This is a genomic window from Burkholderia sp. BCC1638 (assembly GCF_902833195.1).
GTDB lineage: Bacteria > Pseudomonadota > Gammaproteobacteria > Burkholderiales > Burkholderiaceae > Burkholderia > Burkholderia diffusa.
On record NZ_CADFEC010000020.1, the window covers coordinates 20535 to 36715 of the forward strand.

Below are 16181 nucleotides of genomic sequence, written 5' to 3' on the forward strand. Positions count from 1 at the left end.
AGGCGGCACGATGGCCGCGGCCCCGCCGTGCGCGGCGCGTCGTTGTCTGCCGCGATACCAGACGGGCGCCCCCAATTTCCAACCGCGACGCGTTGCCGAGGCCTGCGCCCGACGCCACGCCACCGGCCGCAAAATCCTGTACATTGCGAGCCTTGTCCAGCCAGCTAGACGGAACGATCGCCGTGGCCCTGTTTTCTTCCGCCCGCCCGCCCAGAACCATCCTCGTCGCAGCCCCGCGCCGTATCGGCGACGTGCTGCTGACGACGCCGCTCGTGCGTTCGCTGAAGGTGCGCTGGCCCGATGCGCAGATCGACATGCTGGTGTTTCGCGGCACCGAGGGCGTGCTAGAGCACAACCCCGACGTGCGACGCGTGATCGTCGTCGCGCAGCGTGCGGGGTTCCGGGAGCGTCTGCGCGACGCGCTGTCGATGTGGCGCCGCTACGATCTCGCGTGCGCGGCGCTGAGTTCCGACCGGCCGCGTTTCTACAGCTGGTTCGCCGGCCGCAAGCGCGTCGGCCTCGTCGATCCGAACCGCGTCACGTGGCTGACTCGAATGATGCTGAACGGCATCGCGATCAATCATCACGAATCCGCGCATACGGTTGTCAGCACGCTCGCGCTCGCACCGGTGATCGGCATCGAGCCGGTATCCGAGGTCGTCGCGCCGGGCATCGGCGACGATCCCGCGCGGCGCGCGCGATTCGACGCGTGGCTGGCTGAATCGCCTGCGATTCGTGACGGCAAGCCGCTCGTCGTGCTGCATCCGTATCCGATGTTCCGCTACAAGCAATGGCGGCTCGAGGGCTGGGTCGAGATGATCGAATGGCTGCGCGCGCAGGGGTTTGCGATCGCGCTGTCGGGCGGCCCGGCCGATCGCGAGCGCGAGTACGCGGAGCAGGTCGCGGCCGAGGCGGGCGGCGACGTGCTGAATCTGGTCGGCCGCCTGACGTTCGGCGAAAGCGCGGAACTGGTGCGGCGTGCACGGCTCTTCATCGGGCCCGATACGGGCGCGACGCACGTTGCGGCCGCAACGGGCACCGACACGATCGCGCTGTTCGGTCCGTCCGATCCGGTGCGCTGGGGGCCGTGGCCGCAGCACTGGCCGGCGACGGAGAACCCGTGGGCGCTGCGCGGCTCCGCGCGGCACGGCAACGTGTGGCTGCTGCAGGGCGAGGGCGATTGCGTGCCGTGCCGGCACGAAGGCTGTGAGCGCCATGTCGACAGCCGCAGCGACTGCCTCGTCAATCTCGGCACGCAGCGTGTGAAGGCGGCGGCAGCCGAGATGCTCGGGCTGAATCCGCCAGGTGCCGCCGACTCGGTCATCGACACATCGCGCTTGCATCGCGCGCGTTCCGACTGACGACGCCTGAAGGCCTGACGTTTCCTGATTCGAAAAGCAGGGGAGCGGCGCCGCGTCGACGGCGCGCGGCCGTGCTTCCGGCAGCGGCGCGCGTGCGCCGCCATTGCAGCCTGAGAGGCTCAAGCTGCGGCGGGCGGCAACGCGGATCGCGCGCCGCCCGCCGCATGATGCGTTACGCGCTGCGCCGGATCGCCGACGTCTCGCGGGGCAGTGCTTCGGTGCGCGCGCCGCAGCCGAGCAGGATGCCGGCGAGCAGCACCAGCAGGTGACCTTCGGCGAAATCGAGCAGCAGCGAATTCGCGAGGCTGCCGATCGCGAAGATCGCGAGCCACGCGAGCAGCAGCTGCCGCGAACGCGAATCGAGCGCACGGCTGCCGCGCGCGATCTGCACGATCAGGTTCAGGAACAGCAAAACGCCGAGCGTGCCGAGCTGCACGGCCATCAGCAGGTATTCGTTATGCGGATTCGACGTGAGTTGCCCTTCGGCCGCCGTCTTGCCGGCCGTGAGCTTCTCGAACTCGAATTCGAGGCCGCCCGCACCGTAGCCGATCACGGGACGCATGCGATACAGCTCGAGCCCCTTCTTGTACCACTCGAGACGCAGCCCGGTCGACGTGACCGCATCGGTCTGCCGATACTGCTGCACTTCCGACACGACCTTCAGAAGCCGGCCGTTGTGCACCGTGCACGCGGCGACGACGAGCGCGACGCCCGCCAGGACCAGCGCCCCGGCGGCGAGCCCCGCGCGCAGCGCCGACTGGCGGCGCATCAACAGCACGAAACGCACCGCGACGACGAGGATCAGCAGCAGCGCGATGACCTGCCCGGTGCGTCCCTGCAGCATCACGAACACGTTGATCAGCGACCACGCGGCGACGCCCGCATATGCGGCTCGCGACAGCGCGGTGCGGGCCGACAGCGCGAGGTCGGCCGCCTGGTAAAACAGCAACGCGCCGAACATGCCGGCCGCGATGTGGTTCTTGAACACCCAGGCACGCGACAGCGGCAGTTCGGTCGCATGCGCGGGCCCGATCGCGGTCAGCCCGAGATAGTTGGTGGTCGACAGCAGCAGGATCACGCACAGCGTGCCGAACCACGCTCGTCGCACGATCGGTGCCCAGTTCGAGTGGCGGAAGGCGAGCACGGCAAACGGCAGCAGCAGCAGCTTGTCGTACTTGGCGACCCAGTTCCACGCCTTCGGGTGCGGCGCGACCGTATAGGTGACGCTCGCGGTCAGCGCCGCGAGGATCAGGAGCGCCGCGAGCGACGCCGGTTCGGTGACGAACGTGCGCAGGTCGCGCCAGAATTCGGGGGAGATCACGAGCGCGGCCGCGAACAGTCCGCAGAACACATTGGTCAGCGCGGTCGAGACGGGCACCATGCACAGCGCGATGACGGCGAAGGCGCGGGCGGCGGTCAGGCGCCGCGTGGCGGGAGCGGAAAACGAAAGCATCGGAACCTGTCGAATGGACGAATGCGGCATGCGGGCACCGTGCCGCGCGCCGCGCGTCCCGGCGGCACCGCGCGGGACGAAGCGCGCAGTATACGCGAAGCGGCGGGCGTTTCTTTACCGTTTCCGGGGTCCGATCAGCTGAATGCGCGCTTGATCCGCGAGCGCAGCAGCGCGCGCTTCAGGCGTCCCTCGACGACCGGCGTGTCGAGCGCGAGTCGCGAGCCCGCCGGCTCGCCGCGATGCAGGTAATAGCGGTCGAACGTGGCCTGCGTCATGCCCCATTTGTTGAGGAACTGGCGGCGACCATCGTTCTTGACGATCTTGCCCGTGCTTTTCTGCTGGAAGTGATAGACGAGGCTGTCGCCGACGCCGAGGAAGATCCGGCAGCCGGCGTCCCAGAATTTCATCGAGAAGTCGTTGTCGCTGCTCATCCCCGGCGACAGCTCGCTGCTGTAGCCGCCGATGCGGTTCCACCAGTCGCGGTGCACGAGCGTCGGCGGCCAGGTCGAGCCGAGCCAGTCCGCGCGCGCGAGCCGCGGTGTGGCCTCGACGAGGCCGGCCGCGTCGAACTGTTCGGCGTCGCGGCCGAAATTGCTGACGACGACGCACGGGTTGCGCGTGTCGACCGGCTCGACCATCGTGCCGGACAGCATGAACAGGTCGGTCGGCATCTGCTCGATGCGCCGCACGAGCGCCGCGTCCCAGCCGGGGCAACAGTACATGTCGTCGTTCATGTAGACGACGTAGTCGCGCGTCGCGCGCGCGGCGGCCAGGTTCACCGCGTGGCAGATGCCGATGTTGGCCGGCGACGCGGTGTGCTCGATGCCTTCGCTGCGCACCCAGTCGAGCGTGCCGTCCGAGCCGTCGTTCACGTGCACGATGATCTGGTGGTCGTACGCCGAATGACGGCGCAGGCTGTCGACGACGAGCTTGAGGTACGGCAGGTTGTTCCAGGTCGGGATGATGATGGAGAACATGGCGGTCGGATTCGGTGGTCGTCGTGTCGGCGGCGCGTGGCGCGGCGCCGCGCTCGGGCGCGCATGGCGCGCGGGCAGCCCGGCATTGTAACGCCGGGCCGGCCGCATGCCGGCGGCGTCAGGGGTGGGGCAGGGGGCGCGCGCTCAGCGGGCCGGCTCGTGGCCGAGCTTCAGGAACCGGTAGTACACCGTTTCCGCGTTGAACACAGCGATCATGAAGCCCGCGCGGCCGTCGAGAAACCCGCGCCGCAGCACATAGGTCCGCACGAACGCCCATGCGCCGCGCGCGAGCGCCTTGCCGAAGCCGCCGCGCTGGCCGGCCGCGCGGCGCTGGCGTGCGCCGGCCGTCGAATACGCATCGAGCTTGCGCACGACGGTTTCGAAATCCTCGTACGAATAGTGCATCAGCTTGCCCGGCAGCCGCTGCGCGGGCGTGTCGAATACGAGCCGTTCGTGCACCAGGTCGTCGGAGAAGCGGGCGGTGCCGCGCCGGAACAGGCGCGGCACCCAGTCGGGATACCAGCCGCTGTGGCGGATCCATTGGCCGCAGAAGCTCGACAGCCGGTCGAGCGCATAGACCTGCGCGGCCGGCGCGCGGATGGCCGCGCGGATCGACTGCGCGAGTTCCGGGCTGACCACCTCGTCGGTGTCGAGCGACAGGATCCAGTCGGTGTCGAGGGCGTCGAGCGCGCGGTTCTTCTGCGGGCCGAAGCCCGGCCAGTCGCGCTCGACGATCACGCGGGCGCCGTGCGCGCGGGCGATCGCGACGGTATCGTCGGTGCTGCCGCCGTCGATCACGACGACGTCGTCGGCGAAGGTCAGCGCGTCGAGGCACTGCGCGAGCCGCGCGGCCGCGTTGAGGGCGATGAGGGCGACGCCGAGGGTGGGTTCTGCCATGAAATCGTCGAAAAGGCGGAGAAAACGGTGAGCGGCAGTATACCCGCGCGCCGGCCGACGGCCGCTTCGGCGACGGCCATGCCGGCGCAGGCGGTACAGCTATAATGTTGGGCCTTTTTCGGCACCCGCCGGACGGGGTGAATTCCGGGCAGTCACGCCCCGGGCGCCGCGTCGCGGCTCAAGAAGGATTGCCTTGGAAACCCAGAACACTCTTCGCAAACCGATGGACGGCACCGGTACGTCGCCGGTCACGGTCCTCAAGCGCCTGTGGCCGTACATCCGGCCGCTCATCGGCATCGTGCTGCTCGCCGTGATGACGATGGGCGTCGTCGCGGCCACGGAAGCCGGGATCCCGGCACTGCTCAAGCCGCTGCTCGACCACGGCTTCGGCTCGCACGGCAGCGACCGCGCGAAATGGTACGTGCCGATCGCGGTGATCGGCCTCGCGCTCGTGCGCGGCGTGTCGCAGTACACGTCCAACTACCTGCTCAACTACGTGTCGAACCGCATCCTGCTGCAGCTGCGGCTCGAGATGTTCCAGCGGATGATCCACACGGGCGCCTCGTTCTTCCAGCGCGAGACCGCGAGCACCGTGATCAACGCGATCGTGTTCGAGGTCAACCAGATCCTGTCGGTGCTGACCGGCGTGATGGTCACGCTCGTGCGCGACTCGCTGACCGTGGTGTTCCTGCTCGGCTACCTGTTCTACCTGAACTGGCGGCTCACGCTGATCGTCGCGGTGATCCTGCCGGGCATCGGCTGGCTCGTCAGCAAGATCAACCGTCGTCTGCGCCGCCTGAACCGCGAGCATCAGACGCTGACCAACGAGCTGTCGTACATCGTCGAGGAGACGGTCGGCGGCTACAAGGTCGTGAAGGTGCACAACGGCGAAGCGTACGAGATGGACCGCTTCACGACGATGAGCAAGCGCCTGCGCGGCTACGCGATGCGCATGACGATCTCGGGCGGGCTCGCGCAGCCGCTGACGCAGTTCCTCGCGTCGATCGCGCTCGCGGTCGTGATCACGATCGCGGTCGTGCAGTCGACCAACGACCAGACGACGGTCGGCGGCTTCGTCGCGTTCGTCACGTCGATGCTGCTGGTGATCTCGCCGCTCAAGCACCTGATCGACGTCAACCAGCCGCTGCAGCGCGGGATGACGGCCGCCGAGCTGATTTTCGGGCTGATCGACGAGCCGGCCGAGCCCCAGGGCGGCGGCCGTGCGCTGCCGCACGCACGCGGCGAGATCGAATTCCGGGACGTGTCGTTCGACTACGGCGCCTCCGAGCGGCCGACGCTCGACCGCATTTCGTTCAAGGTCGCGCCGGGCGAGATGATCGCGCTCGCGGGGCCGTCGGGCAGCGGCAAGACGACCCTCGTCAACCTTCTGCCACGTTTCTTCGATCCGACGGGCGGCGCGATCCTGGTCGACGGCGTGCCGGTGGCCGACTACGACCTCCACGCGCTGCGCGGCCAGATGGCGATGGTCAGCCAGGACGTCGTGCTGTTCAACGACACGATCGCCGCGAACGTCGCGTACGGGCAGACGCCCGACCGCGCCCGCGTGCAGGCGGCACTCGAGGCCGCGAACCTCGCCGACGCGGTCGCCGCGATGCCCGACGGGCTCGACACGCTGGTCGGCGGCAACGGGATGCGTCTGTCGGGTGGCCAACGGCAGCGGCTCGCGATCGCGCGCGCGATCTACAAGGATGCGCCGATCCTGATCCTCGACGAGGCGACCTCGGCGCTCGATTCGGAATCCGAGCGTCACGTGCAGGCCGCGCTCGAGCGGCTGATGGAAGGGCGCACGACGCTTGTGATCGCGCACCGGCTGTCGACGATCGAGCGTGCGGACCGGATCCTCGTGCTCGAAGCCGGCAAGATCGTCGAAACGGGCAGCCACGACGAACTGCTGCGCCATGGCGGGCTGTACGCGCACCTCCACCGGATCCAGTATCAGCAGCAGGCGGCGTGACGTCGGATCGCACCCGTGTGCTAGTCTTCATCGGGCAGGTCCGGTTTCGTTGTTTCCGGTTCGACGTGACAACACGGAGGGAAGGGCAATGAAGAAGATGCACGGGATGATGCTGGCCGCGCTGGTCGCGGCGGGTTTCGCAGCGCCGGCCGCGATGGCGCAGGATCACGGCAACTACGACAATCACGGAGACCGCGGCGGCCCGGGCATGCGGCACGGCCATGGTCCGAAGCACATGCCGCCGGGGCAGGCGATGCATCGCGAGGACGATGTGCCGCCGCGCTGGGCCGACCAGCCGCGCCGCGACTGGCACAAGGGCGACCGTCTCCCGGACGAATTCCGCGATCGCCAGTACGTGGTCGACGACTGGCGCGGCTATCGCCTGAGCCCGCCGCCGCGTGGCTATCACTGGGTGGGCGTCGGCGGCGACTACCTGCTCGTGCAGATCGGCTCGGGCATCGTGCTGCGGGTCGGTCCGTAACACCCGCCACCGATCATCGATTCATCCGGCTGCCGGGGCGTGTGTTCCGGCAGCCGCGTCACTTGTCCTTATCCTTGTCCTTGTCCGCCGCCCGGCGGAACCAGCGCCGCTCGACCCGCGACATCGCCCAGCACACGGCCAGCGCGCAGACGGTGCCGAGCGCCACTTCCCCGAGCCGCATCAGCGGAATGTCCCATAGTGGGCCGTTGCCTGGAAACAGCAGCACGATCGTCGCGGTCACGCCGCCGAGCCGCGCCGCGCTGCCGACGTTCAGACACCAGCAGCTGACGATCGTGACCGCGACCGCGATCGCATAGGCGAGGAGGCGATCGCCGCCGAGCGCGGCGCCCGCGAATCCGACCAGGCCGCCGATCATCGCGCCGATGAACTGGTCGCGCGACAGCGACATCGTGTCCGAATAGTTGTGCTGCGTGACGGCGATCGCGGTGACCGCCGCCCACACGGCCTGCTCGGTGTGCAGCGCGCGGCCGATCGTGTACGCGAGGCACGCGCCGCAGACGGCTTGCAACGCCATCAACGCGCCTTGCGTGAGCCGCTCGCCGAAAGTCAGCCCCTTGAACAGATCGAAGATCGACTGCTGGATCTGCTGGCGGGCTTCGTTGAGCGTCCTGATCGTATCCATCGTGTCGGGCCGGGAAGCGGGGGCGAGCGCGTCAGTGCGCCTGTTCCGGCGATGCGGCGGCCGGCTCGCCGGTGGTCGCGTCGCCGTTCTCGACGCGCGTTTCCGGCATCGCGAGCCAGACCAGCAGCACCGCGAGCGTGCCGGCGGCGGCGAGCCCGAAGAAGCTGACCGCATTGCCGAAGTGATCGGCGACAAAGCCGGCCACGGCGGTGCTGAGCGTCGCGCCGATACCGGCCGCGAGCCCGAACAGCCCGATGCACAGGTTGTAGCGGCCCTTGCCGCCCGCGACGTCGGCCGCGATCAGCGGCAGCATCACGCCGAACACGGCCGCGCTGATGCCGTCGAGCATCTGCACCGGCACCAGCAGGTAGGGGCTGCTCACGCCGGCGAACAGCAGCGCGCGCACCGGCAGCGCCGAGAAGCCGAGCAGCAGGATCGGCCGGCGTCCCCAGCGTTGCGCGGACCGGCCGACCCACGGCGACAGCATCGCGACGATCGCCTGCGGCACGATGATGCACGCGGCGATCACGAGCTGCACGTTCTCGCCCATCCCGGCCGTCACTTCGCCGGCCGCGAGGTTGAGCATCGCCGCGTTCGACAAGTGGAACAGCACGACGCACGCCGCGAAGATCAGCATCCGGCGATCGCGCAGCAGCTCGAGCAGCGTCTCGCGCTCCTCGCCTTCGTCGCGCTCATCGGGTTTCGACGTATGCGGAATCACTTCGTGTGTCGGCTGGATCATCGCGAGCGCGAACAGCGCGGGCAACGCCAGCACGGCGGTCAGCCAGAACACCGCGCGCGCGGAGAAATACTCGCCGGTGAGCCCCATCAGGCCCGCCGCGACCGCGCTGCCGATCGATGCCCAGCGCGCGTTGCGGCCGAGCCGGTCGCCGAGGTCGGAGCGGCCGACCAGCGAGAACGAGATCGCGGCCATCGCGGGCACGAGCATGCAGCTCGCGAAGCCGTGGAACACTTCGGCCGCGATCACCGGCACGATCGTCGGGCTCGACGCGAGCAGCACCGCGGACAGGATGATGGCTGCGATTGCCCACGCGGCCGCGCCTTTCTTGTTCTTCAGCGCGTCGACGGCGGCGCCGCCAGGCACCTGGCTGACCATCGCGCTGATCGTGCCGATCGACAGCACCATGCCGATCTCGCCCTGCGTCCACTTGTGCGATGCGAGGTAGGACGCGATGAACGGACCGAACCCGGTTTGAACGTTTGCAACGAAAAAGTTGAGCCAGTCGAGGGCCCGGAGACTGCGAACGCTGACGGAATGCTTGATCGTCATCGGGCGGCACTCGCAGGCGAAGCCGGCGCGGCGGCGGTAACCGGCGGCGAGACCACGACGATCGGCTTGTCGGCCGCGTAGGGCGGCGACGCCTTGATCTGCGCGTCGTTCAGGTCGAGTTGCGGACGCAGCGCCTTGTCGCGCGTGACGAAGCGCAGCGCGCCCCAGCTCGCGGCGATCGAGCGGCGTTCGGTATTGACGAGCCCGCCGAGGTCGAGCACGACGGCCTGCGGTTGCGCGCCGCGGTCGATCAGCACGTCGACGACCCGGCCGATCTTCGTGCCGTTCGGGCGTTCGACGTCGCTGTCGAGCAACGGCAGACGCGTCGTGGGCGACGCCGCGGCCGAGCCCGACAGCGGCACGGCCTTGGGCCGGGCGGCCGGCGGCAGGTCGCCCGACGGCACGTCGAGCACGATCGGTTCCTGTTTGCCGCCCGGCGTGAAGCGGAACACGCTCCACGGGAAGACGACCTTGCGGTCGCCGATACCCATGAACCCCTGCAGGTTGACGATCATTTCGCGCGGTTTGCCGCTTGCGTCGGTCACCATGTCGACCGCGCGGCCGATCACCTTGCCGTTGCGGCGCGCGACCTCGCTGTCGAGCAGCGCATGGATCTGGGTGCGGTCGAGCGGGCGTGTCGCGACGAGCGGCGGCGGGGGCGGCGGAGGCGGCGTCGGTGATTCGGGGCGCTGCACCGGCTTCGGCTTCGTCACTTCACGGTGCGGCTTCTTCGGCGCTTCCGGTTCCTCCGGCTGGACGAGCGGCGGCACGGGCGGCATCGTCAGCGGTTCGCCGGCGGTTTCCTCGACGGGCTCGACGAGCGCCTCGCTGATCGGCGCGGGCGGATTCTGGGTCGGCAGCAGCCCGCAGCCGGACAGCAGCGCGGCGGCTGCGAGAACGAGGAAAACCGTCGAGGACGGGAACGACATGCGGGATGCGGGAAACGGGAGTCCGCCGCTCATTGACACTCACTCCATGGGTCGGGGGCGGGCCCGGGGGCTCGCGGCTGGCGATGGATGGCGGGTGCGGGCGGCGCACCACGCGAGGTGAGAGTTTAACGTGTCTTCCTTTCAGGACCGATTTATGCGAAGAATCGGGCGCGGGAGGACCGGGAAATGGCGGGGGGGCGGCGTCGGGGGGCACAACGAGCACGGCGCCCGACCGTCGACGACGGGACGGGCGCCGCACGGGCTTCCGACGTGGCGTTATTTGACCAGCGAGCCGAGCGTCGTCGTCACCGGGGCGAGCAGGCCACCGCCTGTCTTCGACAGCGCGCCGGTGCCGCTGCCGCCCGTCAGGCCGCCGACCGGCGAGCTGCCGCCCGCCGCCGTCACGGAGCCGACCGCCGATGTGAGCGCGCCTGCCGGGTTGCTGCCGCCCGTCGCGCCGCCGAGTGCCCCGGTCGACAGGAGCCCCGTCACCGGGGCGAGCGGATTCGTCGCGGCGCTGCCGCCGCCGAGCAGCGCCGTGCCGGCGGTGGCGACCGTGTTGCCGGTCGCGATCACGACGTTGCCGACGCCGGTCGTGACCGGATTGTTGCCCGTATTCGCGAGCGTCGTGCCGGCGTTCGCGACGCCGGTGCCGACGGTCGTCACGAGGTTCGTCAGCGGCGCGCCGAGCGGCGTGCTCGCCGCGACCGTCTGCGTGACCGAGCCGACCGTCGTCGTGATCGGCGTGATCGCCGAGCTGGCCGCGCCCGTCACCTGCGCGACCGGGCCGGTCGACAGTTGCGTGCCGAGCGTCCCGCCGGCGCCTGCGATCGTATTGCCGAGCGTCGTCACGGCCCCGCCGACGGGCGACGTGACGGGCGCGAGCGGCGCCAGGGCCGAACCGCTGGCGCCGAGGCTCGACACGACACCGCCCGTCGCGGCGACTGCCTGGCCGAGATTCGTGACCACGCCACCCGTGCTCGCGACCGTCGTGCCGATCGGATCCGACGACGCGCCGAGCTGACCGAGGCCCGAACCGAGGCCGGTGCCGAGCGTCGTGACCGCCGCGCCGACGTCCTGCACCACGGTGCCGAGCCCCTGTGTCGTTGCCGGGCTCGTGCCGGGCACCGACTGCGCGGCGATTGCCGTGCCGACGCTCGATATGGCTCCGCCACCGGCCGTCACGATGTTGCTCGACGCAGCGGCCGTCTGGCCGACGCCGTTGGCCGACGTGCCGCTCGAGCCGTTGCCCGTGCCGCCGGTCGTTGCCGTCGTGTCGCCGGATCCCGAGCCGGAGCCGCCGGTGCCCTGACTCAGCGAGCCGGAGCCGCCGCACGCGGCCAGCGACATCAGCGCCGCGGCGCCAGCCGCGATCATGATCATTCGGAATCCTGCTTGATGGATGATGGGCGTGTTCATGTCGTCCTCGTCTCGATTATGGAAATGAGTCAGGCGGCCTTCGTGTGCGCCGACATGTCGTCGCTGCGGAAGGGAAGCGGCGGGCGCATCGTTGTTGTCTCCCTGATCGACCTGTCGCCGTGTCGCGTATTCGCCTGAACCGGAACCCGGAGCGGTTGCAGGACGAATCGTTTGCATTCTTTCGTCTTGCTTGCCGATCGTGCCGAAAATCACCGGATTCGTTCGACCAGAGTAGGTCCATCGAGGTGAGACTTCTTTTAATGATCGTTAAATTGAAGTAAGCGTCCGATTCAATGCCGAAGTCGGGGTAATCACGATCGACGCGATGCGACTCGTGTGATGGGGGCGGGAGGGAGGGCGGAAGGAGGGGGCGGGCGGCGCCTGCCTGGGCCGCCGTCGCGGCGGGCAGGCGCGAGCGCCGTGCGAGGCGCGGAGCAACCGGAACGTCAGGCGTCCGGATACCACGCGTCGGTAAATTCGCTGACCTTGACGTCGGTCAGCTCCGGACGTGCGGCCAGCCATGCACGGACGTTCTCGCGGTCGGCATCGGTCGTCGTGCCGCGCGGCGCGCCGGAGATCACGTAGGCGCCGATCCCTTCGTCGGCGGATGCGACGGTCAGCAGCCCGTTCGCTTCGACGAAATCGATGAACGCGTCGATGAGCTGGCCGCGCTCGAGGTCGGACAGCTCGTTGCGGTAATGCGCGGTCGCGTTGAACGCGAGTTCCTGGAACTCGGCGATGTGGAGTTTCTTGCGCTGGCGGCGGTTGTGGCGTTGGCTCATGGTGTGTGATGAACGGGAAGAGGAAAAATGCAGCGACGGCGGGCGCGGGTGTGACATGCGCGAGCGGCCGGCGCCGCGTTGGATCGCCGCGCGGCATAGCCGGCGGCGGGCAGAGGGAACGTCACATCAGCACGATATCGTACTGCTCCTGGCTCAGGTTCGACTCGACCTGCAGCGATACCGGCTTGCCGATGAAGTCGATCAGCATCGCGAGATGCTGCGACTCCTCGTCGAGGAACAGGTCGATCACTTGCTGCGCGGCGATCACGCGGAATTCGCGCGGGTTGAACTGGCGCGACTCGCGCAGGATCTCGCGCAGGATGTCGTAGCAGACGGTGCGCGACGTCTTCACCTGGCCCTTGCCCTGGCAGGTCGGGCACGGCTCGCACAGCACGTGCGCGAGCGATTCGCGCGTGCGCTTGCGCGTCATCTCGACGAGCCCGAGCTGCGAGAAGCCATTGACCGTCACGCGCGTGCGATCGCGCGACAGCGCCTTCTTCAGCTCGGACAGCACCGCGTCGCGATGCTCGGCGTTCTCCATGTCGATGAAATCGATGATGATGATCCCGCCGAGGTTGCGCAGACGCAGCTGCCGCGCGATCGTATGCGCGGCCTCGAGGTTGGTCTTGAAGATCGTGTCGTCGAAGTTGCGCGCACCGACGTAGCCGCCGGTGTTCACGTCGATCGTCGTCATCGCCTCGGTCTGGTCGATCATCAGGTAGCCGCCCGACTTCAGGTCGACGCGGCGCGACAGCGCGCGCTGGATCTCCGTCTCGATGTTGTACAGGTCGAACAGCGGCCGCTCGCCGGTGTAGTGATGCAGCTTCGGGCTCACCGCCGGCGTGAACTCGCCCGCGAATTCCGCGAGGCGCTGGTAGGTCTCGCGCGAATCGACCTGAATGCGCGTCGTGTCGTCGTTCGCGAAATCGCGCAACACGCGCTGCGCGAGATCGAGATCCTGGTACAGCAGGCTCGTCGCCGGCAGCCGCTGCGCTTGCGCGACGATCGTCGCCCAGGTCTTGCGCAGATACGTGACGTCGCCCGCCAGTTCGTCGGAGGTCGCGTCCTCGGCGATCGTGCGCACGATGTAGCCGCCTTTCTCGTCCGGCGGGATCACGGCGGTCAGCCGTGCGCGCACGGCCTCGCGCTCGGCCTCGCTCTCGATCTTCTGCGAGATGCCGATGTGCGGCTCCTGCGGCAGATACACGAGCGTGCGGCCCGCGATGCTGACCTGCGTCGACAGTCGCGCGCCCTTCGTGCCGATCGGATCCTTGATCACCTGGACCATCAGCGTCTGGCCTTCGAAGACGGTCTTCTCGATCGGCTGGTGCGGCGTGCCCGACTGCGGCTCGCCCGCGAGGCGCGGATGCCAGATGTCCGCGACGTGCAGAAACGCCGCGCGCTCGAGGCCGATGTCGATGAATGCCGACTGCATGCCGGGCAGTACGCGCACGACCTTGCCGAGGTAGATGTTGCCGACCCGCCCGCGCGACAGCGTGCGCTCGACGTGAAGCTCCTGCACCGCGCCTTGCTGGACGAGTGCGACCCGCGTTTCCTGCGGCGTGAGGTTGATCAGGATTTCTTCGTTCATGGTGGGATTCAGAAGTCGACGCGCGCGGCGCGCAGCAGTGCCGCGGTCTCAAAGAGGGGCAGACCCATGATACCCGAATGGGAGCCTTCGATTCGCTCGATGAATTCGGCCGCGCGCCCCTGGATCGCGTAGGCGCCGGCCTTGCCGAACGGTTCACGGGTGTCGACGTAACGTTCGAACGCCTCGCGCGGCGCGGCCGCGAAGCGCACCGACGAGCGCGACAGCGCGGGCGGCAGCAGTTCGCCGTCGGCGCCGATCACCGCGACCGCGGTCAGCACCTCGTGTTCGCGGCCCGCGAGGCGGGTCAGCATCGTGAGCGCGTCGGCGGCATCGGCCGGCTTGCCGAGGATCGCGCCGTCGATCGTCACGGTGGTGTCCGCAACCAGCACCGGCGCGGCCGGCTTGCCGCTCGCGACGAGGCGCGCCCGCGCGGCCTCGGCCTTCGCGACGGTCACGCGCCGGACGTACGCATCGGCGGCTTCGCCGGGCAGTTCGGCTTCGAGCGCCTCGGCGTCCTCGTCGGGGCGCGGCAGCAGCAATTCGAAGCGCACGCCGATCTGCTGCAGCAGCTCCTGGCGGCGCGGGCTTTGCGAAGCAAGGTAAAGGGTCGGAAAAAGGGCGGGGGGCGTGCTGGACGGCATGGTGTCGTTATCTCGTTGAGCGCGCGCGCCGCGCGTCCCGAGGACGACGCGTCATGCGCGGTGGTAGGGGTGATTCTGCGTGATGCTCCACGCCCGGTAAAGCTGTTCGGCGAGCAGCACGCGCACCATCCCGTGCGGCAGCGTCATGCTCGAAATGCGCAGCAGCAGGTCGGCGCGCGCCTTGAGTTCCGGATCGAGCCCGTCGGCGCCGCCGATCACGAACGCGACGTCACGGCCGTCCTGCTGCCAGCCGGGCAGCGCCTGCGCGAGCTGCATGGTGGTCCAGTCGCGGCCGCGCTCGTCGAGCGCGACGATGCGCGCGCCCTTCGGCAACGCGGCCTCGATCTTCTGCCGCTCGGCCGCCATCACGCTTTCCGCGCTGCGGCCGCCCGAACGCAGTTCGGGCTTGATCTCGCGCAGCTCGATGCGCAGCTCGGGCGGCATGCGCTTCGTGTATTCGTCGAAGCCGGACGCGATCCAGCCGGGCATCTTGTGGCCGACCGCGAGGATGAAAAGCTTCATCGGGACGACTCGCTGCGGGTCAGCGGCGGCGGGCCGCCGTCTTGCGCGCCGGGCGTGCGGGCGCTTCTTCCTCGTCGTCCTCGTCTTCGTCGGCCGTCGCGACGCCGTTCGGGCCCTTGCCGCCGCCGAGCTTCATCCGCACGGGCTTGTCGCCCCAGATTTCCTCGAGGTTGTAGTACTGGCGCAGCGCCGGTTGGAGGATGTGCACGACGGCGTCGCCGCAGTCGACCAGCACCCATTCGCCCGTGTCTTCGCCCTCGGAGCTGACGATGTCGCCGCCGGCTTCCTTGACCTTGTCGCGCACGCTCGACGCGAGCGCCTTGGTCTGGCGGTTCGACGTGCCCGACGCGACGATCACGCGGTCGAACAGTTCGGTCAGGTGGCTGGTGTTGAACACCTTGATGTCTTGCGCCTTGATGTCTTCGAGAGCGTCGACGATCACGCGCTGCAGTTTGCGGATATCCATGGAATCAGGAATGGTAGAGACGATGTTGAAGAATATAGGCCCAGACGGCGGCCGGCACATGCTCGGCCGACGCATCGGGCATTTGCGCGTGACGCGCGATGCATTCGCGCAGGTGCGCACGGATGTCGGTTGCGGCGATATCGAACGCCAGCGTCGTATCGATCAGCAGATGGCCGGCCGGTGTCGCTTTCAGCACGTCGGCGCCGGCCTGCCGCCGCGCGATTTCCTGCGCGACGGCCGGCGGCGCCGTGCCGAGGTCGAAGCCCGGGCGCGTCGACGCGCACACGTGCGCATAGTCGAACAGCTTGCGCCAGTCGCGCCACGTGTCGAGCCGCACCAGCTGGTCGGCGCCGATCAGCAGCGACAGCGAAGCGTCGGGGCCGATCCGCTCGCGCCAGCGCGCGAGCGTCTCGACCGTATAGGTCGGCCCCGCGTGCTCGATCTCGTCGGTCGCGACGGTGATCGTCACGCCGGGCAGGGACAGCGAGCCGGCAGCGGCGCGCGTCATCGCGAGCCGATGCTCGGCGGCCGACACGTCGCGCTTCTGGTAAGGCTGCCCGGCGGGCAGCAGCACGAGGTCGGTCAGCCCGAGCACGTCGGCGAACCGGCGCGCGAGCGCGAGGTGGCCGTCGTGGATCGGATCGAACGTGCCGCCCAGCAGGCCGATGCGACGTGACGGCGTTCGCGGCTGCGGGGCGGGGCGGGCGGTGGTGTTCAGAAAAACGTGTCCTGTTCTTGGGGCGGCGGGGCGCG

At 69.1% G+C, this 16181-nt stretch carries 16 protein-coding genes; 3 read left to right on the plus strand and 13 right to left on the minus strand.

Features of this window, described 5'->3' with window-relative positions:
- Positions 1-182 precede the first annotated feature (182 nt).
- Entirely contained in the window at positions 183-1361 is a 1179-nt protein-coding gene (locus tag HWX22_RS21795) for a glycosyltransferase family 9 protein (RefSeq protein WP_175910912.1), read from the plus strand.
- A gap of 172 nt (positions 1362-1533) precedes the next feature.
- Here the strand turns inward: HWX22_RS21795 and HWX22_RS21800 are convergent, their stop codons facing one another.
- The 3 genes from HWX22_RS21800 to HWX22_RS21810 form a co-directional block, all read right to left on the minus strand.
- Positions 1534-2814: an O-antigen ligase family protein gene (locus HWX22_RS21800; protein ID WP_175910910.1), complete on the minus strand. Its 1281-nt coding sequence runs from the start codon at positions 2812-2814 to the stop codon at positions 1534-1536.
- A 134-nt stretch (positions 2815-2948) separates the two neighbouring features.
- A complete protein-coding gene (locus HWX22_RS21805; RefSeq protein ID WP_175910908.1) occupies positions 2949-3791 on the minus strand; it encodes a glycosyltransferase in 843 nt (280 codons plus the stop codon).
- A 144-nt stretch (positions 3792-3935) separates the two neighbouring features.
- Positions 3936-4688, minus strand: coding sequence for a glycosyltransferase family 2 protein (locus HWX22_RS21810; RefSeq protein ID WP_059527280.1), 753 nt, complete (start codon positions 4686-4688; stop codon positions 3936-3938).
- Positions 4689-4911: 223 nt separating this feature from the next.
- On the opposite strand from HWX22_RS21810, the gene msbA reads away from it, so the two are divergent.
- Positions 4912-6663, plus strand: coding sequence for a lipid A export permease/ATP-binding protein MsbA (msbA, locus tag HWX22_RS21815; protein ID WP_059689407.1), 1752 nt, complete (start codon positions 4912-4914; stop codon positions 6661-6663).
- Positions 6664-6751: 88 nt separating this feature from the next.
- Positions 6752-7144, plus strand: coding sequence for an RcnB family protein (locus HWX22_RS21820; protein WP_059820635.1), 393 nt, complete (start codon positions 6752-6754; stop codon positions 7142-7144).
- Between the two features lie 58 nt (positions 7145-7202).
- On the opposite strand, the gene HWX22_RS21825 is transcribed toward HWX22_RS21820, so the two are convergent.
- The 10 genes from HWX22_RS21825 to HWX22_RS21870 form a co-directional block, all read right to left on the minus strand.
- The gene (locus tag HWX22_RS21825; RefSeq protein WP_175910906.1) at positions 7203-7787 is read right to left on the minus strand and encodes an FUSC family protein; all 585 of its coding nucleotides are present in this window, start codon (positions 7785-7787) and stop codon (positions 7203-7205) included.
- Positions 7788-7818: 31 nt separating this feature from the next.
- Positions 7819-9078 carry an MFS transporter gene (locus tag HWX22_RS21830; RefSeq protein ID WP_175910904.1) on the minus strand — a complete coding sequence of 420 codons (1260 nt, stop codon included), beginning with the start codon at positions 9076-9078 and terminating at the stop codon, positions 7819-7821.
- Complete coding sequence (locus HWX22_RS21835; protein WP_175910901.1) at positions 9075-10040, minus strand: PRC-barrel domain-containing protein; 966 nt, start codon at positions 10038-10040, stop codon at positions 9075-9077. The genes HWX22_RS21830 and HWX22_RS21835 overlap by 4 nt, the downstream gene beginning before the upstream one ends.
- 243 nt (positions 10041-10283) lie before the next feature.
- Complete coding sequence (locus HWX22_RS21840; protein ID WP_175910899.1) at positions 10284-11426, minus strand: collagen-like triple helix repeat-containing protein; 1143 nt, start codon at positions 11424-11426, stop codon at positions 10284-10286.
- Between the two features lie 446 nt (positions 11427-11872).
- Entirely contained in the window at positions 11873-12208 is a 336-nt protein-coding gene (locus HWX22_RS21845; RefSeq protein ID WP_059527263.1) for a 50S ribosome-binding protein YggL, read from the minus strand.
- 121 nt (positions 12209-12329) lie between these two features.
- The gene (gene rng / locus HWX22_RS21850; protein ID WP_059820640.1) at positions 12330-13799 is read right to left on the minus strand and encodes a ribonuclease G; all 1470 of its coding nucleotides are present in this window, start codon (positions 13797-13799) and stop codon (positions 12330-12332) included.
- Between the two features lie 8 nt (positions 13800-13807).
- Positions 13808-14440 (minus strand): Maf family protein, encoded by a 633-nt coding sequence (locus tag HWX22_RS21855; RefSeq protein WP_059820641.1) that lies wholly within the window; start codon positions 14438-14440, stop codon positions 13808-13810.
- Positions 14441-14491: 51 nt separating this feature from the next.
- A complete protein-coding gene (rlmH, locus tag HWX22_RS21860) occupies positions 14492-14962 on the minus strand; it encodes a 23S rRNA (pseudouridine(1915)-N(3))-methyltransferase RlmH (protein WP_044844705.1) in 471 nt (156 codons plus the stop codon).
- Positions 14963-14981: 19 nt separating this feature from the next.
- Positions 14982-15428, minus strand: coding sequence for a ribosome silencing factor (gene rsfS, locus HWX22_RS21865; protein ID WP_059820642.1), 447 nt, complete (start codon positions 15426-15428; stop codon positions 14982-14984).
- Positions 15429-15432: 4 nt separating this feature from the next.
- Positions 15433-16146: a nicotinate-nucleotide adenylyltransferase gene (locus HWX22_RS21870; protein ID WP_082722101.1), complete on the minus strand. Its 714-nt coding sequence runs from the start codon at positions 16144-16146 to the stop codon at positions 15433-15435.
- Between the last annotated feature and the right edge of the window lie 35 nt (positions 16147-16181).